The organism is Fodinibacter luteus (genome assembly GCF_039541575.1).
Classification (GTDB): domain Bacteria; phylum Actinomycetota; class Actinomycetes; order Actinomycetales; family Dermatophilaceae; genus Fodinibacter; species Fodinibacter luteus.
This window is the reverse complement of the sequence record NZ_BAABGM010000011.1, coordinates 87,520-110,633: the sequence shown is the minus strand read 5'-3', so window position 1 is coordinate 110,633 and position 23,114 is coordinate 87,520. Positions and strand designations below refer to the sequence as shown.

Annotated in this window: 24 protein-coding genes; 16 read left to right on the top strand and 8 right to left on the bottom strand. The window is 75.3% G+C overall.

What is annotated here, in order from left to right:
- Positions 1–6: 6 nt before the first annotated feature.
- On the bottom strand, positions 7–774 hold the full coding sequence (locus ABD899_RS08660) for a fructosamine kinase family protein (protein ID WP_345204692.1): 768 nt from the start codon (positions 772–774) through the stop codon (positions 7–9).
- Positions 775–852: 78 nt separating this feature from the next.
- On the opposite strand from ABD899_RS08660, the gene ABD899_RS08655 reads away from it, so the two are divergent.
- The 4 genes from ABD899_RS08655 (at position 853) to ABD899_RS08640 (ending at position 5,042) form a co-directional block, all read left to right on the top strand.
- On the top strand, positions 853–1,611 hold the full coding sequence (locus tag ABD899_RS08655) for a GAF and ANTAR domain-containing protein (protein WP_345204691.1): 759 nt from the start codon (positions 853–855) through the stop codon (positions 1,609–1,611).
- Positions 1,612–1,632: 21 nt separating this feature from the next.
- Entirely contained in the window at positions 1,633–2,784 is a 1,152-nt protein-coding gene (locus ABD899_RS08650; protein ID WP_345204689.1) for an App1 family protein phosphatidate phosphatase, read from the top strand.
- A 9-nt stretch (positions 2,785–2,793) separates the two neighbouring features.
- Positions 2,794–3,654, top strand: a complete 861-nt coding sequence (locus ABD899_RS08645) for an Fpg/Nei family DNA glycosylase (protein WP_345204687.1) — start codon at positions 2,794–2,796, stop codon at positions 3,652–3,654.
- A 182-nt stretch (positions 3,655–3,836) separates the two neighbouring features.
- Positions 3,837–5,042, top strand: a complete 1,206-nt coding sequence (locus ABD899_RS08640; protein ID WP_345204684.1) for an AAA family ATPase — start codon at positions 3,837–3,839, stop codon at positions 5,040–5,042.
- 50 nt (positions 5,043–5,092) lie between these two features.
- Here ABD899_RS08640 and ABD899_RS08635 read toward each other — a convergent pair whose 3' ends face one another.
- Positions 5,093–5,791, bottom strand: coding sequence for a GntR family transcriptional regulator (locus tag ABD899_RS08635; RefSeq protein WP_345204681.1), 699 nt, complete (start codon positions 5,789–5,791; stop codon positions 5,093–5,095).
- Positions 5,792–5,938: 147 nt separating this feature from the next.
- Here ABD899_RS08635 and ABD899_RS08630 point away from each other — a divergent pair, with 147 nt between their 5' ends.
- From ABD899_RS08630 to ABD899_RS08615, 4 genes are read left to right on the top strand one after another with little or no spacing between them, the layout of a single operon-like run.
- Positions 5,939–7,171: an NRAMP family divalent metal transporter gene (locus tag ABD899_RS08630; RefSeq protein WP_345204678.1), complete on the top strand. Its 1,233-nt coding sequence runs from the start codon at positions 5,939–5,941 to the stop codon at positions 7,169–7,171.
- Positions 7,172–7,182: 11 nt separating this feature from the next.
- Entirely contained in the window at positions 7,183–7,950 is a 768-nt protein-coding gene (locus ABD899_RS08625) for a LamB/YcsF family protein (RefSeq protein ID WP_345204677.1), read from the top strand.
- A 6-nt stretch (positions 7,951–7,956) separates the two neighbouring features.
- Positions 7,957–8,631, top strand: coding sequence for a 5-oxoprolinase subunit B family protein (locus tag ABD899_RS08620; protein WP_345204674.1), 675 nt, complete (start codon positions 7,957–7,959; stop codon positions 8,629–8,631).
- A complete protein-coding gene (locus ABD899_RS08615) occupies positions 8,628–9,497 on the top strand; it encodes a 5-oxoprolinase subunit C family protein (protein ID WP_345204672.1) in 870 nt (289 codons plus the stop codon). Before ABD899_RS08620 ends, ABD899_RS08615 begins: the two co-directional genes overlap by 4 nt.
- A gap of 6 nt (positions 9,498–9,503) precedes the next feature.
- On the opposite strand, the gene ABD899_RS08610 is transcribed toward ABD899_RS08615, so the two are convergent.
- Positions 9,504–10,016, bottom strand: coding sequence for a metallophosphoesterase family protein (locus ABD899_RS08610; RefSeq protein ID WP_345204669.1), 513 nt, complete (start codon positions 10,014–10,016; stop codon positions 9,504–9,506).
- 26 nt (positions 10,017–10,042) lie between these two features.
- Complete coding sequence (locus ABD899_RS08605) at positions 10,043–10,381, bottom strand: GNAT family N-acetyltransferase (RefSeq protein WP_345204667.1); 339 nt, start codon at positions 10,379–10,381, stop codon at positions 10,043–10,045.
- 126 nt (positions 10,382–10,507) lie between these two features.
- Here ABD899_RS08605 and ABD899_RS08600 point away from each other — a divergent pair, with 126 nt between their 5' ends.
- Together ABD899_RS08600 and ABD899_RS08595 are read left to right on the top strand one after the other, a co-directional pair.
- Positions 10,508–12,217, top strand: coding sequence for an alpha/beta-hydrolase family protein (locus ABD899_RS08600; RefSeq protein WP_345204665.1), 1,710 nt, complete (start codon positions 10,508–10,510; stop codon positions 12,215–12,217).
- A 55-nt stretch (positions 12,218–12,272) separates the two neighbouring features.
- Positions 12,273–13,211, top strand: a complete 939-nt coding sequence (locus ABD899_RS08595; RefSeq protein ID WP_345204662.1) for a DUF2510 domain-containing protein — start codon at positions 12,273–12,275, stop codon at positions 13,209–13,211.
- 33 nt (positions 13,212–13,244) lie between these two features.
- Here ABD899_RS08595 and ABD899_RS08590 read toward each other — a convergent pair whose 3' ends face one another.
- The 3 genes from ABD899_RS08590 to ABD899_RS08580 all read right to left on the bottom strand — a co-directional run bounded on the left by ABD899_RS08590 (position 13,245) and on the right by ABD899_RS08580 (position 16,525).
- Positions 13,245–14,600, bottom strand: a complete 1,356-nt coding sequence (locus ABD899_RS08590; RefSeq protein ID WP_345204660.1) for a serine hydrolase domain-containing protein — start codon at positions 14,598–14,600, stop codon at positions 13,245–13,247.
- Positions 14,601–14,651: 51 nt separating this feature from the next.
- On the bottom strand, positions 14,652–15,467 hold the full coding sequence (locus ABD899_RS08585; protein ID WP_345204658.1) for a sigma-70 family RNA polymerase sigma factor: 816 nt from the start codon (positions 15,465–15,467) through the stop codon (positions 14,652–14,654).
- A gap of 200 nt (positions 15,468–15,667) precedes the next feature.
- Positions 15,668–16,525, bottom strand: a complete 858-nt coding sequence (locus tag ABD899_RS08580; protein ID WP_345204655.1) for a glucose 1-dehydrogenase — start codon at positions 16,523–16,525, stop codon at positions 15,668–15,670.
- 200 nt (positions 16,526–16,725) lie between these two features.
- Here ABD899_RS08580 and ABD899_RS08575 point away from each other — a divergent pair, with 200 nt between their 5' ends.
- The 4 genes from ABD899_RS08575 to ABD899_RS08560 all read left to right on the top strand — a co-directional run bounded on the left by ABD899_RS08575 (position 16,726) and on the right by ABD899_RS08560 (position 19,945).
- Positions 16,726–17,397, top strand: coding sequence for a hypothetical protein (locus ABD899_RS08575; RefSeq protein ID WP_345204653.1), 672 nt, complete (start codon positions 16,726–16,728; stop codon positions 17,395–17,397).
- Entirely contained in the window at positions 17,394–17,813 is a 420-nt protein-coding gene (locus ABD899_RS08570; protein ID WP_345204651.1) for a phage holin family protein, read from the top strand. The genes ABD899_RS08575 and ABD899_RS08570 overlap by 4 nt, the downstream gene beginning before the upstream one ends.
- Positions 17,810–18,409 carry a DUF3618 domain-containing protein gene (locus tag ABD899_RS08565; protein ID WP_345204648.1) on the top strand — a complete coding sequence of 200 codons (600 nt, stop codon included), beginning with the start codon at positions 17,810–17,812 and terminating at the stop codon, positions 18,407–18,409. Before ABD899_RS08570 ends, ABD899_RS08565 begins: the two co-directional genes overlap by 4 nt.
- Positions 18,410–18,565: 156 nt before the next feature.
- The gene (locus ABD899_RS08560; protein ID WP_345204645.1) at positions 18,566–19,945 is read left to right on the top strand and encodes an SDR family NAD(P)-dependent oxidoreductase; all 1,380 of its coding nucleotides are present in this window, start codon (positions 18,566–18,568) and stop codon (positions 19,943–19,945) included.
- Between the two features lie 13 nt (positions 19,946–19,958).
- On the opposite strand, the gene ABD899_RS08555 is transcribed toward ABD899_RS08560, so the two are convergent.
- Positions 19,959–21,557 carry a phytoene desaturase family protein gene (locus ABD899_RS08555; RefSeq protein ID WP_345204644.1) on the bottom strand — a complete coding sequence of 533 codons (1,599 nt, stop codon included), beginning with the start codon at positions 21,555–21,557 and terminating at the stop codon, positions 19,959–19,961.
- Between the two features lie 89 nt (positions 21,558–21,646).
- Between ABD899_RS08555 and ABD899_RS08550 the strand changes: the two genes are divergently transcribed.
- Both ABD899_RS08550 and ABD899_RS08545 read left to right on the top strand, forming a co-directional pair.
- The gene (locus ABD899_RS08550; RefSeq protein WP_345204641.1) at positions 21,647–22,216 is read left to right on the top strand and encodes a DUF2231 domain-containing protein; all 570 of its coding nucleotides are present in this window, start codon (positions 21,647–21,649) and stop codon (positions 22,214–22,216) included.
- Positions 22,213–23,064, top strand: coding sequence for an alpha/beta fold hydrolase (locus ABD899_RS08545; RefSeq protein ID WP_345204638.1), 852 nt, complete (start codon positions 22,213–22,215; stop codon positions 23,062–23,064). Before ABD899_RS08550 ends, ABD899_RS08545 begins: the two co-directional genes overlap by 4 nt.
- Positions 23,065–23,114: the final 50 nt, after the last annotated feature.

Below are 23,114 nucleotides of genomic sequence, written 5' to 3'. Positions count from 1 at the left end.
CGCGGCTCACGCGTAGGCCCGCGCCGCCCGCACCGTGCGGGCCGGGTAGCCACCACCGAAGAGCACCGCGTGGAGCAGCAGCGGGTGCACCTGGTGGAGCAGCACCCGGTCCCGCCACCCGTCGGCGAGCGGGGCCGCCTCGTCGTACGACGCGAGGATTCTCTCGAGGTACGGGCAGCCGAAGAGGGCGAGCATCGCGAGGTCGGCCTCGCGGTGCCCGCCGTGCGCGGCGGGGTCGACGAGCACCGCGCCGGTGGCCGTCCACACGACGTTGCCCGACCACAGGTCGCCGTGGAGGCGGGCCGGTGGCTCGCCGGTGTCGAACCGGCCCGCCGCGACGGTGTCGGCCAGCCGCTCGAGGACGGCGACGGCATCCGGGTCGAGGACGCCGCGGTCGCGACCGAGGCGCACGAGCGGCGCCAGCCGCGCCCGGGCGAGGAAGGGCCCCCACGCGTCCCACGTCCCGAGGGGCAAGGGCAGCGGCTCGCTGAGCGGACCGAGCCAGCCGTCGCCCGCCCAGCCGGGCGGGCCGCTGCCGTATGCCGTCGCACCGGCCGAGTGCGTCACCGCCAGCGCGCGCCCGAGGGCGTCGGCGTGCGCGGGCGCGGGCGGGGCCTCGACGAGGCGGACGAGGTCGAGGTGGTCGTCGCCCACGTCGAGCACCTCGACGACGGCGGCGCCACCGGCGCGGGCGAGCCAGCGCAGCCCGCTCGCCTCCCAGGCGAAGTAGCCACGGGGCGCGCTCGGGGAGCGCTTGCGGTGCGGGGGCGGCACCGCCCCATGGTCGCAGGTCGCCCACGGGCGGGCCGGCGCGTGGATACTGGTCCCGTCCCGTCCCCCGGAGGCCTGCCCATGTCGAACCCCGTGACCGCCGTCCCTCCCGACGCCCTCTCCCACCGGGCTGCCCTCGAGGCGCTCACGAGCGACATCGGTGGCGTGCTCGAGTCGATGGAGCAGCTCTCGGAGTACCTCGAGCGGGTCGTCCATGCGGTCCGCCGGCACGTCGCCGGGTGCGACGAGGTCGGGGTGACGATCCTCAGCGCCGGGCGCCCGCACACCGCCGCGTACACGACGGTGCAGACCCTCGAGGTCGACGCCGTGCAGTACGCCCTCGACGAGGGGCCCTGCCTCGACGCCGCCCGGGGCCGACGGGAGTACCGCGTCGACGACCTCGTCGTCGACGACGGGCGCTGGCCGGCCTTCGCCCGCGAGTGCCGTGAGGAGGGCCTGCGGAGCCTGTTCGCGCTGCCACTCGTGAGCGGCGAGGAGTGCGTCGGGGCGATGAACCTCTACGGGTGGGCGCCGCACGCCTTCGACGACGTCGACGCCTCGCTCGTGCGGGTCGCGGCGTCGCGCTGTGCCGACGCCGTCGTCGCGGTCTGCGCGCTCGACGGGGCGCGCCGGCTCGCCGGCCAGCTCGAGCAGGCGATGGCCAGCCGCGCGGTCATCGAGCAGGCCAAGGGGGTCATCATGGCGATGCGGGGCGTGCCCGAGCACGAGGCGTTCGAGGTGCTGCGCAAGACCTCCCAGGACCGCAACGTCAAGGTCCGGGCCCTCGCCCAACAGATCGTCACCGGTGTCGTCGCGGGGGAGGAGCCGGGGTCCGCCTAGGGCTGCCCCGGAACCCGGACCATGCCGCGACCGCACGCCGCAGCGCTCCTCGAGGACGCCTACAACCGGCGCAAGGCCGACGTCCTGCGCTCCCGCGGCTGGGTGACCCGGCTCGTGCCCCTCACGGGGTACGGGAGCGTGTCGCAGCTGCGCGTGTTCGGCCGCGTCATCCTGACCGGTGGCCGGCCGGAGGACGAGCCGGACGCTCCCACCTACGCGGCCCGGCTGCGGGCCGTCGAGCTCGAGACGCGCGGGTGGCGGGCGTTCTTCTCCACCCCGGCCGTCGACGAGCCGGTGACGGTGCGGGTCAACGAGCGGATCATCACGACGCGCACCGACCGCGGGGGTTTCATCGACCTCACGGTGCGCGGCCACGGGCTCGCGCCGGGGTGGCACCACATCTACATCGGGTCGCCGAAGGCCGAGACGATCGACGTGCCCGTGCTCGTCGTCGGCACGACGGTGACGCACGGCATCATCTCCGACATCGACGACACCGTGCTGTCGACGTCGCTGCCCCGGCCGCTGATCGCCGCCTGGAACACGTTCGTGCGCTCGGAGGGCGCCCGCCGGGCGGTGCCCGGGATGGCCACGATGTACCGCGAGCTGCTCGCCGCGCACCCCGACGCCCCGGTCATCTACCTGTCGACGGGCGCGTGGAACACCGCCCCGTGGCTCACCCGGTTCCTGCGCCGCAACGGCTACCCGCCCGGGCCGATGCTGCTCACCGACTGGGGTCCGACGAACACCGGCTGGTTCCGGTCAGGTCAGGAGCACAAGACGGCGCAGCTGCACCGCCTCGCCCGTGAGCTGCCGCACGTCAAGTGGCTGCTCGTCGGCGACGACGGCCAGCACGACCCGAAGATCTACACCGAGTTCACGACCCGACGGCCGGACCGGGTGCGCGGCATCGCCATCCGCGAGCTGTCCCCGGGGGAGCAGGTGCTCTCGCACGTCATCCCCGTCGCCAACGACGACCTCCTCCCCGCGCCGACCGAGGACCTCGACGTTCCGGTGGTCCGGGCCCCGGACGGCTACGGGCTGGCCCGGCAGGTCCGCGAGCTGTGGCAGGGCGACATCCCCGCCCGCACCCTGGCCCGGCGGGCGTCGGCGACGGTGCCCTCGTGGGAGGACCCCCCCGCGTACCTCCTGCCCGACCCCGACGAGCGGTAGCGTCGCGCCATGCCCGAGCTGCCGGAGGTGCAGGCCCTCGTTGCGTTCCTGCGCGAGCGCACGGACGGGCTCGTCGTCACCGGGGTCGAGCTCGGTTCGATCTCGGTGCTCAAGACCTTCACCCCGCCGCCGGACGCGCTCGTCGGTGCGCCGGTCGACGGGGTCGAGCGGCACGGCAAGTTCATCGACCTCGACTGCGGGGGGACCCACCTCGTCTTCCACCTCGCCCGTGCCGGGTGGCTGAGGTGGTCCGACGTCGTGCCGACGACGGTGCTCCGACCGGGCAAGTCGCCGATCGCGCTGCGGGTGCGCTTCGACGACGGGTCGGGCTTCGACCTCACCGAGGCCGGCACGAAGAAGCGGCTCGCCGCCTACGTCGTCCACGACCCGGCGAGCGTGCCCGGCATCGCGTCGCTCGGGCCCGACCCGATGGCGGAGTCGTTCACGCTCGAGCGGTTCGCGGCGATCGCGGCCACCCACCGGATGCAGGTCAAGGGGATGCTGCGCGACCAGTCGGTCATCGCGGGCGTCGGCAACGCGTACTCCGACGAGGTGCTGCACGTCGCGAAGCTGTCGCCGTTCGCCATCGCGGCCCGCCTCGACGACGCCGAGGTCGAGCGGCTCTACACGGCGCTGCGGGGCACGCTCGCGAGTGCCGTGGCCACGGCATCCGGCCGGCCCGCCAAGGAGCTCAAGGACGCCAAGCGCGCGGGGATGCGCGTGCACGGTCGCACCGGCGAGCTGTGCCCCGAGTGCGGCGACGTCGTGCGTGAGGTGTCGTTCGCCGACTCCTCGCTGCAGTACTGCGCGACCTGCCAGACCGCCGGCAAGCCGCTCGCCGACCGGCGCACGAGCCGCTTCCTCAAGTAGCGGTCGCGGCCCCCCGCACCCGCGTCCACCCGGTCGATGCGGTCGTATCGCCATGTCTTGTCGATCTGCTAGAGAGGGCTAGACCGACCTCGACGGGCCGCTGGTCCCTCGGCGCCGCGACACGGCCATCCCTCTCTCGCGACGTATGCCGTGTGCGCTAGACAGGCGTATAGCCTCCGATCGTGGACCCGATCCGGAACCCCTACGCCCCCGGCGCCGGCCAGCGGCCGCCCGAGCTCGCGGGGCGCGACGAGCAGCTCGACGCCTTCGACATCGTCCTCGAGCGGGTGGCGCGGGGTCGGCCGGAGCGCTCGATCGTGCTCACCGGTCTGCGTGGCGTCGGCAAGACGGTGCTGCTCAACGCGCTGCGCTCGGCGGCGGTGCGGGCCGGCTGGGGGACGGGCAAGCTCGAGGCCCGGCCCGACCAGTCGTTGCGGCGCCCGCTCGCCTCGGCCGTGCACCAGGCCGTGCGCGAGCTCGGCCCGGCCGGGGGAGTGGGCGACCACGCGCTCGGGGTCGTCAAGGCGTTCGCGCAGCGCGAGCCGGCGTCGGCCGCCGGTCGGGGGGCGGCGAAGCTGCGCGAACGGTGGAACCCCGGCATCAGCGTTCCCGCGGTCACCGGCCGCGCCGACTCCGGCGACGTCGAGATCGACCTCGTCGAGCTGCTGTCCGACCTCGGCGGCATGGCCGCCGACACCGGGCGCGGCATCGCCGTGTTCCTCGACGAGATGCAGGACCTCGGGCCAGACGACGTCTCGGCCCTGTGCGCGGCCTGCCACGAGCTGTCGCAGTCACGGCTGCCGGTCATCGTCGTGGGGGCCGGTCTCCCACACCTGCCGGCGGTGCTGTCGGCGTCGAAGTCGTACTCGGAGAGGCTCTTCCGCTACTCGCGCATCGACCGGCTCGACCGGGTCGCCGCCGACGCCGCGCTCGAGCTGCCGGCCGAGGAGGAGGGCGCGGCGTTCACGCCCGAGGCGCTCGAGGCGATGTACGCGGCCACCGGCGGGTACCCCTACTTCATCCAGGCCTACGGCAAGGCGGTCTGGGACCTCGCGCCGGCATCCCCCATGACCCCGGCCGACGTCGCGGTCGCCGCGCCGGAGGCGGAGTCCGAGCTGGCCGTCGGGTTCTTCGGGTCGCGCTTCGAGCGGGCGACGCCCGGTGAGCGGGAGTACCTGCGGGCGATGGCCGACGTCGCGGTGGCGCTCGGGGACGACGCGGATGCCGTGCCGACCGCCGACGTCGCGGCGCACCTCGGGCGCAAGCCGCAGTCACTGTCCCCGGCCCGCGACGCCCTGCTCAAGAAGGGGCTCATCTACTCGGGGGAGCGCGGCCGGATCGCGTTCACCGTGCCGCACTTCGGGCGCTACCTGCGCGAGCACGCCTGACGAATCGTCACGGGCGAGGCCCGGCCTCCCGGGCCCGGGTCGGATGCCGGTCAGCCGACGCCCGTGCCACGGACGGCGCGCACCAGGTGGGCCTCGGCGTCCTCGAGGTAGTCGCGCAGCAGGGCCGCCGCACCCGGCCGGTCGCAGCGCTCGAGCAGCTCGACGATGGCCTCGTTGCGCTCGAGGTAGGGCTCGTGGAAGCCGGCGTCGTCCGCCACCTGGTGGAAGACGAGCCGCATCTCGGCGAGCACCCCCTCCATGAGCTGGTCGACGTGTCGGCTCCCGCTGATCCGGGCGAGCGCCCGGTGGAACTCCTGGTTGGCCTGGGCGACCCCTGCCGCGTCGCCGCGCCCGAGGGCGGCGTGACCGGCGTCGACGACGGACCGCAACCGCCGCACGACGTCGTCGGAGAACGCCGGACCGTGCTCGACCGCCGCCGGCTCGACGAGCCGCCGCGTGGCGTAGAGGTCGCGCACGTCCGCGGCGGTCGGGGTGGCGACGAAGACGCCACGGTTCGGCTCGCGGACGGCGAGGCGCTCGGCGAGGAGGAGGGCGAAGGCCTCGCGGATCGTGTTGCGGGAGAACCCGAGCGCGGTGCCGATCGTCTCCTCGGTCAGGCGCGTGCCCGAGCGGAGGGCGCCGTCGACGATCTGCTCGCGGAGCACGGCCGCGACCCGCTCGGCGGCCGAGGGCTGGACGGTGGCGGCCGGGACGTTGCGCAGGGCTGCGGCGAGGACGTGGTTGGGCACACCGGCACTCTAACCCCGTGACGTATCGATCGTTGGATCCACCTATTGCAGGATTGTTGAGCAATCCGTTACCGTCGTCCCACGGCCCCGACGACGCGGCCGCCACCGACGCCGGCCACCCCGGCGCCTCACGGTTCGGAGCAGCACATGGACGGCAGGACGACCCAGGTCGAGACGACGGAGGCGCAGAGTCCTCCCGGCAACGGCCGCAGCGCGCTGCTCGGCGCGATGTTCCTCATGGCCACCTCGGCGATCGGCCCCGGCTTCATCACCCAGACGACGAGCTTCACGGTCAGGCTCGGTGTGGCGTTCGCCTTCGCGATCGTCGTGTCGATCCTCGTCGACATCGCCGTGCAGATGAACGTCTGGCGGGTCATCGGCGTCTCGGGGCTGCGCGCCAACGAGCTCGCGAACCGGGTCCTGCCCGGCCTGGGCTGGGGCCTGGCGGCCCTCATCCTGCTCGGCGGCCTCGTCTTCAACATCGGAAACATCTCGGGCACCGGCCTCGGCACCGACGCCATGCTCGGGCTCGACCCGACGACCGGCGCCGTCCTCTCGGCCGGCCTCGCGATCGCGATCTTCCTCGTCAAGCGAGCCGGTGCCGCCCTCGACCGGATCGTCGTCGTCCTCGGGCTCGTCATGATCGGGCTGACCGCCTGGATGGCCTTCACGACCAACCCGCCCGTCGGGCTCGCCCTGCAGAACGCGGTGCTGCCCGAGGAGGTCAACGTGCTGGCCATCACGACTCTCATCGGCGGGACCGTCGGCGGCTACATCACCTACGCCGGCGCGCACCGGCTCATCGAGTCCGGCCGCACCGGCCCGGCGCACGTCACGGAGATCACGAAGGGCTCGGTCGTCGGTATCCTCGTCACCGGCGTCATGCGCTCGATCCTCTTCCTCGCCGTGCTCGGTGTCGTCCACGGTGGGGCCGCCCTCGCCGAGGACAACCCGGCGGCGAGCGCCTTCGAGCAGGCGGCCGGCCAGTTCGGCCTGCGCGCCTTCGGCGTCATCTTCTGGGCCGCGGCGATCACCTCGGTCATCGGGGCGAGCTACACGACGGTCTCGTTCCTCACGACCCAGCAGACCAAGCCGCGCACGCGCAACCTCGCGACGGTCGCCTTCATCGCCGTCTGCACCGTGCTCTTCCTCGTCCTCGGCAAGGCGCCGGTCACCCTCCTCGTCTTCGCCGGCGGCTTCAACGGACTCATCCTGCCGATCGGCTTCACGGTGATCCTGTGGGTGGCATGGCGGCGCCGCGACCTGCTCAGCCACTATGCCTACCCGAGGTGGCTCTTCGGCATCGGCATCCTCGCGTGGGTCCTCACCCTGTGGCTCGGCTGGCAGTCGATCGCCGGACTCCAGGCGCTCTGGGCCTGATGGAGCCGATGATGAGCACCGTGCGGATCGACCTCAACTCCGACCTCGGCGAGTCCCTCGGCACGTGGGAGCTCGGCAACGACGAGGCGATGCTCGACATCGTCACGAGCGCCAACGTCGCGTGCGGCTTCCACGCCGGCGACAGCCTCACCCTGCGACGCACCTGCGCCCAGGCGGCCGAGCGCGGGGTCGTCGTCGGCGCCCAGGTGAGCTACCGCGACCTCGCGGGCTTCGGGCGCCGGTTCATCGACATGGACGCCGACGAGCTCACCGCCGACGTCATCTACCAGATCGGCGCCCTCGAGGCCCTGTGCAGGGTCTCGGGCGCCCGCGTCGAGTACGTCAAGCCGCACGGCGCGCTCTACAACGCGGTCGTCCTCCACGAGGAGCAGGCCGCGGCGGTCGTCGCCGCGGTCGTCGCCGTCGACCCGGCCCTGCCGGTCATGGGGCTGCCCGGGTCGGCGTTCCTCCGTCTCGCCGCGGAGGTCGGGCTGCGCACCGTCGCGGAGGCGTTCGCCGACCGTGCCTACACCCCCGAGGGCCACCTCGTTCCCCGCCGCCAGCCCGGAGCCGTCCTCCACGACCCGGAGGTCGTCGCCGCGAGGATGGTGCGACTCGCCACGGACGGGGTCATCACCGCCGTCGACGGCACCGAGCTCGAGGTGCGCGCCGACTCGATCTGCACGCACGGCGACACCCCCGGCGCCGTCCACATGGCCGCGGCGCTGCGGGCCGCCCTCACCGAGGCGGGCGTCGAGATCGCCCCCTTCACCCGGTAGGTCGTCGTGTCGCCGACCCGACCCGCCACGGCCCCCCCGACCGTGCGCCTCCTGCCGATGGGCGACGCCGCCCTGCTCCTCGAGACCGACGACATCGAGGCCGTGCTCGCCATCGACGCCGTGCTCGCGCCCCTCGTCGCCGCGGGGGAGGGGGTCTGGGCCGAGGTCGACGACGTCGTCCCCGCCGCTCGTACCCTGCTCGTCGTCGCCCGGCCGACGACCGACCTCGCCGACCTCTCCCGGGTCGTCGCCGAGGCGGCGGCCCGGGCGACACCGGGCGCCGCGGGCCCGCAGCACGGCATCCTGCGGATCCCCGTCCGCTACGACGGCCCCGACCTCGAGGAGGTCGCGCGCCGCACCGGCCTCACCCCGGGCGAGGTCGTCGCGGCCCACACCGGCACCCCGTGGCGGGTCGGCTTCGGTGGCTTCGCCCCCGGCTTCGCCTACCTCGTCGGCGGCGACCCCCGCCTCGAGGTCGCCCGCCACGACGAGCCGCGCACCCGCGTCCCCGCCGGTGCCGTCGGCCTCGCCGGGGCGTTCAGCGGCATCTACCCCCGCGAGTCGCCGGGCGGCTGGCAGCTCATCGGCACGACCGACGTCGTGCTCTGGGACGTCGATCGCCGCCCGCCCGCCCTGCTCGTCCCCGGCACCACCGTGCGCTTCACCGAGGTGACCCGGTGATCCGGCGCGTCGAGGTCGTCGACCCCGGCCCGCTGACCCTCGTCCAGGACCGCGGCCGGGTCGGCCACCTCGCCGTCGGCGTCGGCCGGGCCGGTGCCGCCGACCTCGGCTCCTACCTCCTCGGTGGCCGCCTCGTCGGCAACGAGGTCGGGGCCGCCGCCCTCGAGGTGACCTTCGGCGGCCTGCGCGTGCGCGCCTTTGGCGACGTCCTCCTGTGCCTCACCGGTGCCCCCGCCCGGGCGGTGGCGGACGGCCGGGCCGTGCCGCACCTGGCCCCCTTCACCCTGCGTGATGGGCAGGTGCTCTCGCTCGGGATGCCGGTCAGCGGGCTGCGCACGTACGTCTCGTTCCGCGGTGGGCTCGCGCTGCCGGAGGTGCTCGGGTCGCTGTCGACCGACACCATGTCGGGCCTGGGCCCGGCACCGGTGCGGGCCGGGCAGGTGCTCGAGATCGGCACACGCACCGACGGCTACCCGCACGTCGAGGTGGCCGCGGTGCCCGTGCCCCACCCGGGCCCGGTCGACCTGTCGGTGCTCCAGGGGCCCCGGCACGACTGGTTCGCGCACCCCGAGCGGCTCGGCCGCGCCTCGTGGACGGTCTCGGCCCGCAGCGACCGCAAGGGGATCCGGCTCGAGGGCGAGGCGCTCGAGCGGCACCCCGATGTCCGGGACGCCGAGCTGCCGAGCGAGGGGATGGTGCGCGGCGCGATCCAGGTGCCTCCCAACGGGCAGCCCGTGCTCTTCCTCAACGACCACCCGGTGACCGGCGGCTACCCGGTCATCGGCGTCGTCCGCACGGCGCACGTCGACCGGGCGGCGCAGCTCCAGCCGGGGCAGGAGGTGCGCTTCCACTGGGAGGAGCGCTGACCGGCCCTACCTGCCCTTCACGGACGCCCCGGCCCCGGGCCTCGCCGGGAGGCGGTGCAGCACGACGTCCTCGACGGCCCCGTCGGCCAGCCGCGCGGTGACGTAGGTGCAGTGCGGCTGGCGGCGTCGGTCGGTCGGTGACCCCGGGTTGAGCAGCCGCAACCCGGCGTGCGCGGTGTCCCACGGGATGTGGCTGTGCCCGAAGACGAGGAGGTCGGCGTCCGGGTGGGCGACGCGCATGCGCTCCTCGCGGCGCTGCCGGGGCCCGGTCTCGTGGACGACGGCCACGCGCACGCCCTCGACGTCCGCGCGGGCGACCTCCGGCAGGCGGGCCCGCACGTCGGGGCCGTCGTTGTTGCCCCAGCACCCGAGCAGGGAGCGGCTGCGCTCGGCGAGCCGGTCGAGCAGGGCGAGCTGGGTCCAGTCGCCGGCGTGCACGACGAGGTCGGCCCGGGCGACCTCGTCCCACAGCTGCGGGGGCAGGTCGCGCGTCCGGGTGGGGACGTGCGTGTCGCTCATGAGGAGCAGCCGGATGCCGTCGCGGGTCACGGTTCCGGGCGGTCGGGGGCGGGGGCCGCCGCCGTCGTCGCACCCTGCACGAGTGCGGCGTAGTCGGGGTGGCGGTCGATCCACGCGCGGATGAACGGGCAGGCAGGACGCACCCGACGGGTGCCCTCGGCGGCGACCTCGTCGAGCGCGTGGCGCGCGAGGGCGTCGCCCACCCCGCGACCCTTGAACGCCGGGTCGACCTCGGTGTGGGTGAACACGACCACCCGCTCGCCCGGCCGGTACGCGGCGAACCCGGCGAGCACCCCGCCGACGTGGGCCTCCCACCGGGTCTCGTCCTCGTTGCGGGTCACGACGACCTCGTCCTCGTCGGTCACGGGACCACCTCCTGCGCCCACCCTCTCACCCGTGGCGCGCCCGCGGCATCCGCGGAACCCGTCCGCGAGGCACCCGGCGCACGCCTACGCTGGGAGCGCCCGTCTCCACACCCCCGAGGACCCACCGTGACCGTCGCGTTCGTCGAGCAGGCGGCCGTCCGCGCGCGCGAGAGCCCGTGGGTGCCCGTGCTGGGCCGCCCCGAGAGCGTGCTCGACCGGGTGCTGTCCGGTGTCGGGCTGACCGCCGCGACGTGGGCCTTCGCCGCCTCGCTCGTGCCGTCGCTGCTGCCCCGCGCGGCGTGGCTGCAGGGTGTCGTCTCGGGGGTGACGGTCGTCGTCGGCTACGGCCTGGGCGCCGGGGCGCACGCGGTGTGGCGCTACCTCGGCATCCCCGGGCTGCGCGGGCGGTGGCGCACCGCCTCGCTCGTCGTGCTCGTCGGCCTCGGGCTCGTGGCCGTGCTGTTCAACGCGTGGAAGCTCGTCGGCTGGCAGAACGACATCCGGGCCCTGTTCGGCATGGAGCCGACGTCGCCGCTCATCTGGCCGGTCGTGCTCGTCGTGACCTTCTCGGTCGCGACGCTGCTGCTCGTGCTCGCCCGGGCCGTGCGCCTCCTCGGCCACCTCACCGTGTCCCGCCTGGCCCGTCGGCTGCCGCGCCGGCTGTCGGTCGTCCTCGGGGTCGGCCTCGTCGTCACGTTGCTGTGGGGCCTGTGGTCCGGCGTCATCGTCAACGGGTTCTTCGCGGGGGCGAACGCGTTCTTCGCACCGCGGGACACCACGGGTTCGCACAGCACGGACCGGCCGACCGCGCCCGAGCGGTCCGGCTCGCCCCAGTCCCTCACGTCGTGGGAGGACCTCGGCTACTACGGCCGCCTCTTCGTGCGCGGCGGGCCCACCGTCGAGCGGCTCGAGGCGGTCAACGGCCCCGGCGCCAAGCAGCCGATCCGCGTCTTCGCCGGCCTGCACAGCGCCGACACGGTGCAGGCCCGCGCCGACCTCGTGCTCGAGGAGCTCAAGCGCACCGGGGCCTTCGACCGAAAGGTGCTCGTCGTCGCGACGACGACCGGCATGGGGCTGCTCGACCACCGGGCCACCGACCCGCTCGAGTACCTCTGGAACGGTGACACCGCCATCGCCGGCGTGCAGTACTCCTACCTGCCGAGCTGGATCTCGCTGCTCGGCGACCAGGAGGCCGTCGTCGACACCTCCCGCACCGTCTTCGAGACCGTCCGGTCCCACTGGGCGACGCTCCCGGAGGCGGAGCGACCGGCCCTGTACCTCTACGGGCTCTCGCTCGGCACGATGGGCGTCGAGAGCGTGCTCACCTCGGTCAACATCGTCAACGAGCCCGTCGACGGGGCGCTCATGGTCGGGCCGACCTTCCTCAACGACCTCCACGCCCGGCTCGGGACGGACCGCGACGCCGGCTCCCCGGCATCCCTGCCGGTCTACGAGGAGGGACGCACGGTGCGCTTCTCCGACGAGCACGGGGGGCTCGAGCGCGGCACCGCCGCGTGGGGGCCGACCCGGCTCGTCTACCTCCAGCACGCGTCCGACCCCGTCGTCTTCTTCTCGAGCGACCTCGCCTTCGATCGCCCGGAGTGGCTCGACGACGGGCAGCGTGGCCCCGACGTCGTGGAGACGATGGGGTGGGTCCCCCTCGTCACGATGTGGCAGGTGCTGCTCGACATGCCCGGCGCGGGCGACGTCCCCGACGGCTACGGCCACATGTACACCGCCCGGGCCAACCTCGAGGGGTGGGCGGCGGTCACCGAGCCGCCGGGGTGGACCGTCGAGCAGGGCGAGCGCATCGCCGCGGCCCTCGGGGCCCGCTGAACGACCCGGCCGGCCCGGGCTACGCTGCCCCCCAGGGACCACGGAGGAGGGCCAGATGTCGGCACCAGCGGGATGGCACCTGCAACCGGACGGGCGCGAGCGCTACTGGGACGGCAGCCAGTGGACCGAGGAGTTCCGCGAGCCCCTGCCGAGCGACCCGACGGCCCCGCCGCCCCTGCCCTCGTGGGCCGGCCCGGCCGACGAGACCCAGGCGCTCGACGTCTCGAGCACGCAGGCCCTGCCGCGCCCCGACCCGGCGGCGACGAGCGCCGCGACCGCTGGAGCCGCCCCGGCCCCGCAGGCGGACCCGTACCCGCCGGCCGGCTACCCGCCGGCCGGCTACCCGCCGACCGGCTACCCGCCGAGCGGCTACGGAACCCCCGGCGGGTACCCCCAGGGCGGCCCCGGTGCCCCCGGCGGGTACCCGCAGACCGGCTACGGTGCCCCCGGCGGCCAGCAGTACCCGCCGCCGACGCAGGGTGGCAACGGCCTGCTCAAGGGCTGCCTCATCGCCGCCGTCGTCATCGTCGTGCTCACCGGGCTCGTCGTCGCCGCGGGGTTCTTCCTCTTCGCGCGCACCGTCGACGAGGTGAGCGAGACCTTCCCCACGATCCTGCCGACCGAGCTGCCGAGCGACCTGCCCACGACGCTGCCCTCCGAGATCCCCACCGAGGGCCTCGGCGAGCGCATCGACCTGGCCGTCGGCGACGGGTTCGAGCTGCCGCGAGCGACCATCGCCGACGGCTGGTCGCTCGAGCAGCAGGGTGGCGGCATCCCCGTCGTCAACATCACCGGGATGACGGCCATCCTGCGCGACGCCGAGGGGTTCCCGGTGCTCTTCACGCTGTCGGTGACCCCGGACGGCGGTGACTCGGTCGACACGGTGTGCACCGCCCCGGCGGGGGAGGCCGGCGCGAGCGTCGACGTCTCGTGCGTGCCGCTGTTCGGTGACGTCGCCGACGCCACTCGCGTCACCGTGACCGCCTCGATCTGACCCGTCCGCTCCCCGGCGCCGCCGGGTCCGTCGTCAGCCCTCCGCGGGGGCGAGGGCGACGAGCTCGGCGACGAGCTCGTTCGTGCGCAGCTGCTCGGGCTCGACCTCGGGGCTGAACCCGAGCCGCACGACGACGAGGTCCGCCGAGGGCACGACGTAGAGCCGCTGCCCGTCGTGACCGCTGGCCCAGTAGGCGTCCTCGGGCAGCGCGGGGTCGACGAGGGTGCCGTCGGTCTGGCGGTTGACCCACCACCCCGAGGCGTAGCCCTTCTCCTCGCTCTCGTTGACCTGGGTCGCGGTCGTCGACTGCTGCATCCAGCTCTCGGGCACGAGGCGCTCGCCGGCCCACACCCCGTCCTGGAGGGCGAACTGCCCGATCGTGGCCCAGTCGCGCGGCGTCGCCCACAGGTAGGAGCTGCAGACCGGGGTACCGACGGCGTCGACCTCCCACGTCGCCGAGGTCAGCCCGAGGGGGGCGAACAGCTGTTGCCGGGGCAGGTCGGATGCCGGGAGGTCGGCGAGCCCGGTGAGGACCCCGCACAGCACGTTCGTCGAGCCGCTCGAGTACTGCTGGTAGGACCCCGGCTGGTGGGCGAGCGGCTGGCTCGCCGCGTAGGCGGCCATGTCCGGCTCGGCGTAGAGCATCCGGGTGATCGGCGTGCCGAGGCTGTAGGTCTCGTCCCACTTCAGGCCGCTCGTCATCCGCAGCAGCTGGTCGACGCTGATCGTGCGCCGCTCGTCGGTCCACCCCGGCACGAGCTCGGTGTCGTCGACCGCGAGCCGGCCCTGGTGCACGAGCCGCCCGACGAGCAGGTTCGTGACGCTCTTGCTCATCGACCAGCCGAGCTGCGGGGTGTCGCGGTCGAAGCCGGAGGCGTAGCGCTCGCCGACGAGCTGGCCGCCGCGGAGCACGACGACGCCCCGGGTGCCCAGCTCGTCGGACCGCTCGGTCGGCAGGTCGTCACCGAAGGCCCGCCCGATCGCGGCCTCGACCTCCGGGTTCGCAGGCGGGCCCTCGGCCGTGGACAACGGGTTGGCGTCCGCGACGACCTTCGTCGCCTCCTCGGTGAGGACGGGCCGCTCCTTCGCGACGGTGCAGCCGAACCCGCGGGTGTACCACGCCTTCTGCGTCGACAGGGTGAACAGGATCTGCGAGGTGCTCGAGCGCCCCGCCTCGTTGACGTAGCCGGTGAGGAACGGCACGAGCGGGTTGGCGGGCAGGTCGTCGTCGGGGTTCTCGCGGCCCGCGACGAGCGTCACGGCGCACGAGTTGTGCGCGGCGTACCCCGTCCCGGTCGCGAGCAACGGTCTCGCGTAGAAGTAGCCGGCCACGGCGGCGGCCACGACGAGGACGAGGAGCACCGCGACGATGCGGAGAACGACACGCATGGCGCGGACGCTACCGCGCCCGGCCGGGAACACGCCCGACGGGGCGGGGTGTCAGGCGGCGGGCTCCGCCACGGCGAGCGGGTGCTCCGCGAGCTCGAGGCGCAGGCGTTCGAGGACCCCGCGCAGGATCCGGGACACCTGCATCTGGCTGACCCCGATCCGCTCCCCGATCTCGCGCTGGGTGAGCTCCTCGACGAACCGCAGGAAGAGGACGAGTCGCTGCCGTTCGCCGAGCTCGGCGAGCGCGCGACGCAGGGCGTCCCGGGTGTCGAGGTCGGCGGTGTGGCACGGGCTCACGAGGAGGTGGTCGGCGAGGCTGGACCCGGTCGGCGTCGGCGCGTCGAGCGACACTGCGTGGTAGCCGGCCGAGCAGCCGCGCGCCTCGACGACGTCCCGGACCGGCACCTCGAGGCCGGCGGCGAGCTCGCCGTCGTGCGGGTTGCGCCCCAGGTCGTGGCGCAACCGCTCCTCCTCGGCGACGAGGCGGGTGCGCAGCTCCTGGATGCGCCGCGGTGGGCGCACCGACCACCCCTGGTCGCGGAACCAGCGCTTGACCTCACCGGAGATGGTCGGGGAGGCGAAGGCGGAGAAGCCGGGGCCCGCCCCCGGCCGGTACCGGATGGCCGCCTTGACGAGCGCGGTGCGGGCCACCTGGACGAGGTCCTCGCTCTCGATGCCGCGCCCGGCGTACCGCATCGCGATCGCGTCCGCGAGCGGGAGCATGAGCTCGACGATCTCGTCGCGCAGGTCGCGGCAGCGCTGGGGGTCCTCGGTCGCGCGCAGCTCGCGGGCCAGCTCGTCGACGCGCAGGTCGGCGTCGAGCGCGACGTCCGCGTCGGTCGTCGGGGACAGAGCGGTGTGGGCCATGGTCTCGTCCTTCGGGAGGTGAGGATGGCGCCACTGCTGGACCACGTGAACCCGGGGAGGACGGCTGGTCGGATCCCCGCCCGGATCTCCGAAACTAACGGGGTGCGGACCGGGACGGGGGTTTGCGGACCGACGACTTCCCGTCCGGCCCGAGGCGGCTGGCCCGGGCTCGCCGGCCCCGACCGGGGGCGGCCACCCGGTCAGAAGACCGGCTTGCCGCCGGTGACGCCGAGGACGGATCCCGAGACGTAGCTCGCCTCGTCCGAGGCGAGGAAGACGAAGGCGGCGGCCACCTCGACCGGCTGGCCGGGCCGGCCGAGCGGGGTGTCCGAGCCGAAGCCGTCGACCTTCTCCGGCTCCATCGTGGCGGGGATGAGCGGCGTCCAGATCGGCCCGGGGGCCACGGCGTTGACCCGGACGCCCTTCGGCCCGAGCTCCTGCGCGAGGTTGACGACGAGGTTGTTCAGCGCCGCCTTCGTCGCCGCGTAGTCGAGCAGGTGGTCGGACGGGGAGTAGGCCTGGACCGAGGTCGTGACGAGCACGGACCCGCCGTCCTCGAGCTGCGGGGCGAGCGCCTGGATGAGCCAGAACGTGCCGAGGACGTTCGTCGCGAACGTGCGCTCGAGCTGCTCGGGGGGGAACTCCGCGAGCGCCTGGTGGGTCATCTGGAACGCGGCGTTGCACACGAGCACGTCGACCCCCCCGAGCTCGTCGACCGCCCGGGCCGCCAGCTCCCGCGCCGCGTCGGCGGTGCGCAGGTCCGCGGGGTGCAGCACGGCGCGGCGGCCCTCGGCCCGCACGAGCTCGGCCGTCACCCGCGCATCGGCCTCCTCCTCGGGCAGGTGGGCGACGAGCACGTCGGCGCCCTCCTTGGCGAAGGTCACCGCGACGGCCCGGCCGATGCCGGAGTCGCCGCCGGTGACGACGGCCCGCTTGCGCGTGAGGCGGTCGCGCCCGGTCCACGAGGAGGCACCGTGGTCGGCGGGCGGCGTGAGGTCGGCATCACTGCCGGGCCACTGCTGCTGCTGGGCGGGAACCTGCTCGGGGCGGTCGGTCATCTGCTGCTCCTCTCGTCGGGGCTGCGCCGGGCATCCCGGCGTGGCCGGCAGGTGCCGCCGGTCCGACACACCTCCTACCCGACCGGGCCCGCCGCACGCCACCGGGGCGGTTCGGGTTTGCCGCGCGCGGCAGCGGGTAGACCCCTCGGCACGCCGTCGACCAAGCGACGGCAGCTCAGAGAGGACGGAGCACCATGGGGATGCACACCACTGAGATGAACGCCCCGCCGTCGCCCGCCGAGCGGGCCGGCAGCGTGGGACACGAGGCCAAGGACGCCACGAAGGACGTCGCCGCCACCGCGGCCACCGAGGCGCAGCGGGTCACGCACGAGGCCAAGGACCAGGTGCGGCAGCTGTGGGGGCAGACCCGCGCGGACCTCACCGACCAGGCGGCCACCCAGCAGGCCCGGGCGGCGAGCGGGCTGCGCGAGCTGGCCGACCAGCTGGGCCAGATGGCCCGCTCGGCCGACGGGGACGGGGCGGCGGTCGGGCTCGTCGACGACGTGGCCCGCCGAGCCGGTGACGCGGCGAGCTGGCTCGACGCCCGCGACCCCGGCAGCCTGCTCGAGGAGGCCCGGTCCTTCGCCCGGCGGCGGCCCGGCGCCTTCCTGGCGATCGCAGCGGGCGTCGGCGTCGTCGCCGGCCGGCTCAGCCGCGGCCTCGTCGACGAGGCGCGGGACGAGTCGACCGGTTCGGGCTCCACCGGGAGCTCCCCGTCGACGAGCGGGGCGACGGTGCCCGCCGAGGGCCTGCCCGGGGTCCACCGCACGACCCAGCCGATGATGCCGGACGGCACGCCGACGCCGATCAGCAGGGAGGGCGTCCTCGAGGCTCCGGTGGACGACCGCGGCGTCCCCCGGGGCGAGCGATGACCGAGCAGGAGACCCGCACGGACCTTCCCGACCCGTCCCTGAGGTCGGTCGGCGAGGTTCTCGGCGACATCACGACCGACCTGAGCACCCTGCTCCGGCAGGAGGTCGCGCTCGCGAAGGCCGAGCTGCGGGAGAGCGTCGACCACGCGAAGGCGGGCGGCGCCAGGCTCGGCGGCGCGGCCGTCGCGGGCCAGCTCGCGCTCGTCTTCCTCTCCCTCGCCCTGTGGTGGGCGCTGGGGGACCTCATCGGCCTCGGCTGGTCGGCGCTCGTCGTCGGCCTCCTGTGGGCCGCCGTGGCGGGCGTGCTCGCCGCCACCGGCCGGAACCGGCTGCGCCGGATGACCCCCGTCGCCCCGCGCACCGTCGACACGGCCAAGGACATCCCTGACGCACTGAGAGGACACGAGACACGATGACGACGACCGAGAACGACCCCCAGGCCATCCGCCGCGAGATCGACCGCACCCGTGGGCGGCTCAGCGAGGACGTCGACGTCCTCACCGAGAGCGTGCGCCCGAGCAGCGTGGCCCGGCGCTCCGTCGACCGGGCGACGACCCGGGCGAGCCGGCTCAAGGACACCGTCATGGGCTCGACCCACGACCTCGCCGACGCCGGCGCCGAGCAGGTGCACGGCGCGGCCGACACGGTCCGCCAGGCACCGCAGGCGGCTCGCCGCCAGGCGCAGGGCAACCCGCTGGCGGCCGGGGCGGTCGCGCTCGCGGCGGGCTGGCTCGTCGGCTCGCTGCTCCCTGCGAGCCGCACCGAGCGCGAGCTGGCCGGCGCCGCCAAGGAGCAGGCCCAGCCCGTGCTCGACGAGGCCCGCGCGGTGGCGCAGGATGCCGCGGAGCACCTCAAGGAGCCCGCGCAGCAGGCCGTGCAGTCCGTGCGGGAGACGGCACAGGAGGGGATGTCCGCCGTCCGGGACGAGGGGTCGTCGCGGGCGCAGGACGTCAAGGACCAGGCGGGCGCCGGGTCCGGCACCGGGGGCGGGCCGGCCGGCTCGCTCGCCTGAGCCGGAGGGGTCCTGCGCCCGCGCGGTGCAGGACCCCTCCGCGGCGCCCCCCGGTTTCGGCCACGCGCACGGCGGGTGGGCCGAGACCGGTACCGAACCGGCACACCGACCGGCACCGAACCGGTATCCCGCCGTGCACCCCCGAGGAGGTCGACCGTGTCCCGCGCCCCGACCGCGACGACCGGGGTCCTGCTCACCGGGGCCTCGAGCGGCATCGGGCGCGCCACGGCCCTCCGGCTCGCCGCACGGGGCCTGCCCGTCGTCCTCACCGGCCGGGACCCGCAGCCGCTCGAGGAGGTCGCGGCGGCGTGCCGCGCGGCCGGTGCGACGGCATCCGTCGTCGTCCTCGACGTGCGGGACGACGAGGCCGTCCGCCGGGCCGTCGACGCGGCGGCGGACGAGCACGGGCCGGGCCTCGCGGTCGTCCACGCGGCCGCGGTCGTCGCGTACGGGCTGTTCGAGGAGGTGCCCGAGGACGTCATGCGCGAGGTCGTGGCGACCGACGTGCTCGGGACCGTCTCGGTGGCCCGGGCGAGCCTGGCGGCCTTCCGCCACACCGGGGGCGGGCACCTCGTCGTCGTGGGCTCGCTGCTCGGCGAGGTGGCCACGCCCTACATGAGCGGGTACGTGCTGTCCAAGTGGGCGGTGCACGGCCTCGTGCGCACCCTGCAGATCGAGACCCGCCACCGGGAGGGGGTGGCGGTCTCGCTCGTGTCGCCCGGCGGGATCGACACCCCGGTCTACCGCCAGGCCGCCACCGTCCTCGGCCGGCACGGCGCACCACCCCCACCGGTGCTCTCCCCGGATGCCGTGGCGCACCGGATCGAGTCCGTGCTGCGCCGCCCGCGGCGCCTGACGCACGTGGGACCCGCGAACCACGTCGTCGTCGCGGGCTTCCGGCTCGTGCCCGCCCTGTACGACACCCTCGTGACGCCGCTCATGCGCACCGCCGGCCTCGGGCCGTGGGAGGGTCTTCGCGCCACGGCCGGTAACGTCCACGGGCCCCAGCACCCACCACCACCCCCGTCCGAGCAGCTCGAGGAGACCACGATGACCGACGACCACACCCTGGACCGTCCCCGCGTCTCGCGCGCCGTCGCCGCACCCGCCGAGGCCGTGTGGGCCGTACTCGCCGACGGCTGGCAGTACGCGACGTGGGTCGTCGGCGCCTCGCGGGTGCGTGCCGTCGACGAGGGCTGGCCCGCGCCCGGGACCCGCCTGCACCACAGCGTCGGGCTGTGGCCGGCGCTCATCTCGGACAGCACGCGCAGTGAGCACGCGGAGGCGCCGCACCACCTCGTCCTCACCGCCCGCGGCTGGCCGATCGGGGAGGCCCGGGTCGAGATCGAGGTCGTGCCCGACGGGCCACGGAGCTGCACCGTCTCCATCGCCGAGGACGCCTCGGCCGGCCCGGGCCGGCTCGTGCCCGGGCCCGCCCGGCAGGCGATGATCCTGCCGCGCAACCGCGAGGCCCTCATGCGGCTCGCCCTCATCGCCGAGGGGCGGCACCGCGAGGCGCTGCGCGGCGAGGCCTGAGCGCGGCCCGAGGTCAGGGCTCGCGCAGCACCCGCGACCACGCCGTGCGCACGAGGGCACGGCGGACGAACCCGAGGCCCCCGTGCTGGCCGAGCGCGGCCACGGCGGCGTTCCAGCCGCACGCCCCGTGGACCCCACCGCCGGGGTGGGCCGAGGCGCCGGCGAGGAACAGCCCGGGGAGCGGGGTCTCGGGACGACCGAGGCCCTTCGTCGGGCGGAAGACGAGCTGTTGGTGCAGCGCGGAGGTCCCGGCGTTGACCGCGCCCCGGTCGAGGTTGGCGTCGGCGGCCTCGAGGGACGCCGGGCGCTGCACGTGGCGCCCCCGGCGCAGCGCGAGGAAGCCGGGCGCCACCCGCTCGACCTCCCGCTCGACCCGCTCGGCCTGGGCGTCGACCGCGTCGGCGTCCTGGGCGAGGTGCCGGGGCAGGTGGGTGTAGGCCCACGCCGACTCGGTGCCGGCGGGGGAGCGGGTGGGGTCGCTCGTCGTCATCTGGCCGAGGAGGACGAACGGGTGCTCCGGCATCCGCCCCACCGTGAGGTCGGCGGCGACGTCGACGAGTCCGTCGTCGTCGCTGCCGAGGTGCACGGTGCCCGCGGTCGCGACTGCGGGAGCGGTCCACGGGATGGGCGCGTCGAGTGCCCAGTTCACCTTGAGGGTCGCGTCGTCCCACTCGAACCGCAGCAGCTCGTCGAGCAGGCGTGCGGGTAGGTGCCGGGGTCCGACGAGGCCGCGGTACAGGGTCGGGGCGGCCACGTCGGCGAGCACCGCACGGCGTGCCGTGACCCGCGAGCCGTCGGCGAGGCGCACCCCGCTCGCCCGGCCGGCCGTCACCTCGACCGCCGTGGCGGCCACGCCGCAGCGGACGGCCGCCCCGAGACCCTCCGCCCGGGCCCGCAGCGCCGCCGCGAGCCGGCCCGCCCCACCCTCGGGGACGGGGAAGCCGACGTCCTGCCCGAGCATGACGAGCAGCCACCCGAACAGGGCACTGCCCGCACCGTCGGGGGAGACGTCGCTGTGCATCGCGTTCCCGGTGAGCAGGACCCGGGCCTCCTCGCTGCCGAACTCCTCCTCCCCGAGGCGACGCACCGACAGCAGGGCGAGCCGGGCGAGGTCGAGCCCGCCCGAGACGCCGGTGCGGCGCAGCAGCCGCAGCACCGGGCCGGCCGCGGGGAAGGGGGTGAACAGGGCGTCGAGGAGGGGGTCGCGCACGCGCTGCCAGTCGCCGACCATCCGCAGCCAGGCGTCCCCGTCGCCGGCGGAGCAGGTTTCGAGCCCCGCGGCGGTCGCCGTGGCGTCCCCGCGCAGCACGGCCGCCCGACCGTCGGGGAGGGCGTGTGCCATGACGTCCGGGGCCCGGCGCCACACGAGGCCGTGCCGTGCGAGGTCGAGGTCACGGATCACCGGGCTCGCCGCGGCCAGGGGGTAGAACGCGCTGTAGAGGTCCGTGACGAACCCGGGTGCCGTGACCTCGGCACTGCGCACCGCCCCGCCCACCTCGGGGGCGGCCTCGACGAGCACGACGTCCCAGCCCGCGTCGGCGAGGGCGTTGGCGGCGACGAGCCCGTTGGGCCCCGCGCCCACGACGACGGCGTCGCACGAGGTCGTGCTCACGAGCGCCCTCCTCCTCCTCGGGGGTGTCGGCCCACCCCTACCCGGCGGCCCGGTGTTTGACCCGGTGCCCCCGAGGGTATGACGCCGGGGTGAGCGCACACACTTCGACCGTCCTCGTCGACGGGGTCCGGCGCCTCGAGGATGCCGGCCGCCTCGACCCCCTCGTGGCCGCCCTCGCGGCGGTCGCCGAACCCCTGGACCGGACGCGGTGGAGCGGCGTGCTGCGCGCCGACCTCCTCGGCCATGCCCTGCACCCGCTCCTCACCGACCTCCCGCTCGGGTGCTGGACGTCGGCGGTGCTGCTCGACCTGCGGGGCCGTCCCGGCGACCGCGCGGCCAGCCGCACCCTCGTCGCCGCCGGGCTCGCCGCCGTCGTCCCCACCGCGGTGACCGGGCTCGCCGAGTGGGCGCGTACCGGCCGGGCCGAGCGTCGCGTCGGGGCCGCCCACGCCGCGCTCAACGGGCTCGCCGCCGGGCTGTTCACGGTGTCCCTGCTCGCGCGCGGCCGCGGGCGGCACCGCCTCGGCACGGTGAGCGCGCTCGCCGGGGCGGGTGTCGTGGGTGCCTCCGGCTACCTCGGGGGGCACCTCACGACGGCCCGCAAGGTCGGGAGCCGGGACCCGGCGTTCCAGGTGCCCGCGGAGGCGGCCCTCCCGTGACCGTCCCCGTGGCGCACGACGGGTTGCTCCTCCCGGTGCACGACGAGGGACCGCGCGACGGCGAGGTCGTCCTGCTCCTCCACGGCTTCCCCCAGGACGCCTCCTGCTGGCACGCCGTCGTCCCGCACCTGCACGAGGCGGGCCTGCGCACCCTCGCCCCCGACCAGCGGGGCTACGTCCCCTCGGCACGCCCCGAGGGGAGAGGCGGCTACGACGTCGACACCCTCGTCGGTGACGCGCTCGCCGTCCTCGACGCCCTCGGCGCCGGCCGGGCGCACGTCGTCGGCCACGACTGGGGCGGCGTCCTCGCATGGCACCTCGCCGCCCGGCACCCGCACCGGCTGGCCAGCGCCACCGTGCTCTCGACGCCGCACCCCGGCGCGTACGCGGAGGCGATGGTCCGCTCGCTCCAGCCGCTGAGGAGCTGGTACACCCTCGCGGTCCAGGTGCCGCTGCTCCCGGAGCTGCTGCTGTCCCGCACCCTCCCGGCCGCGCTGCGCGCCGGCGGGCTGCCCGAGCGCGACGCCGTCCGGTACGCGGCCCGCCTCTCGTCCCCCGGGGACCTGACCGGGCCCCTCGAGTGGTACCGCGCGGCAGGCCGCCGCGCGCTGCTCCTGCGGAGCACGGACCCCGGCCCCGTGACGGTTCCGACGACGTACGCCTGGGGCCGGCGCGACCCGGCCCTCGGACGTCGGGCGGCGGAGCGCACCCGGCGCCACGTGCGGGGTCCGTACCGGTTCGTCGAGCTCGACGAGGGGCACTGGCTGCCCGAGCGGCGACCCGGCGAGGTGGCCGATGCCGTCCTCGACCGGGTCCGGTCGACGCGTCGTCAGACGACCCCGCCGTGACGGTCGGGGGTGGTCGTCGTGGCCACCCCCGACCGCCCGTGCGCGCGTGC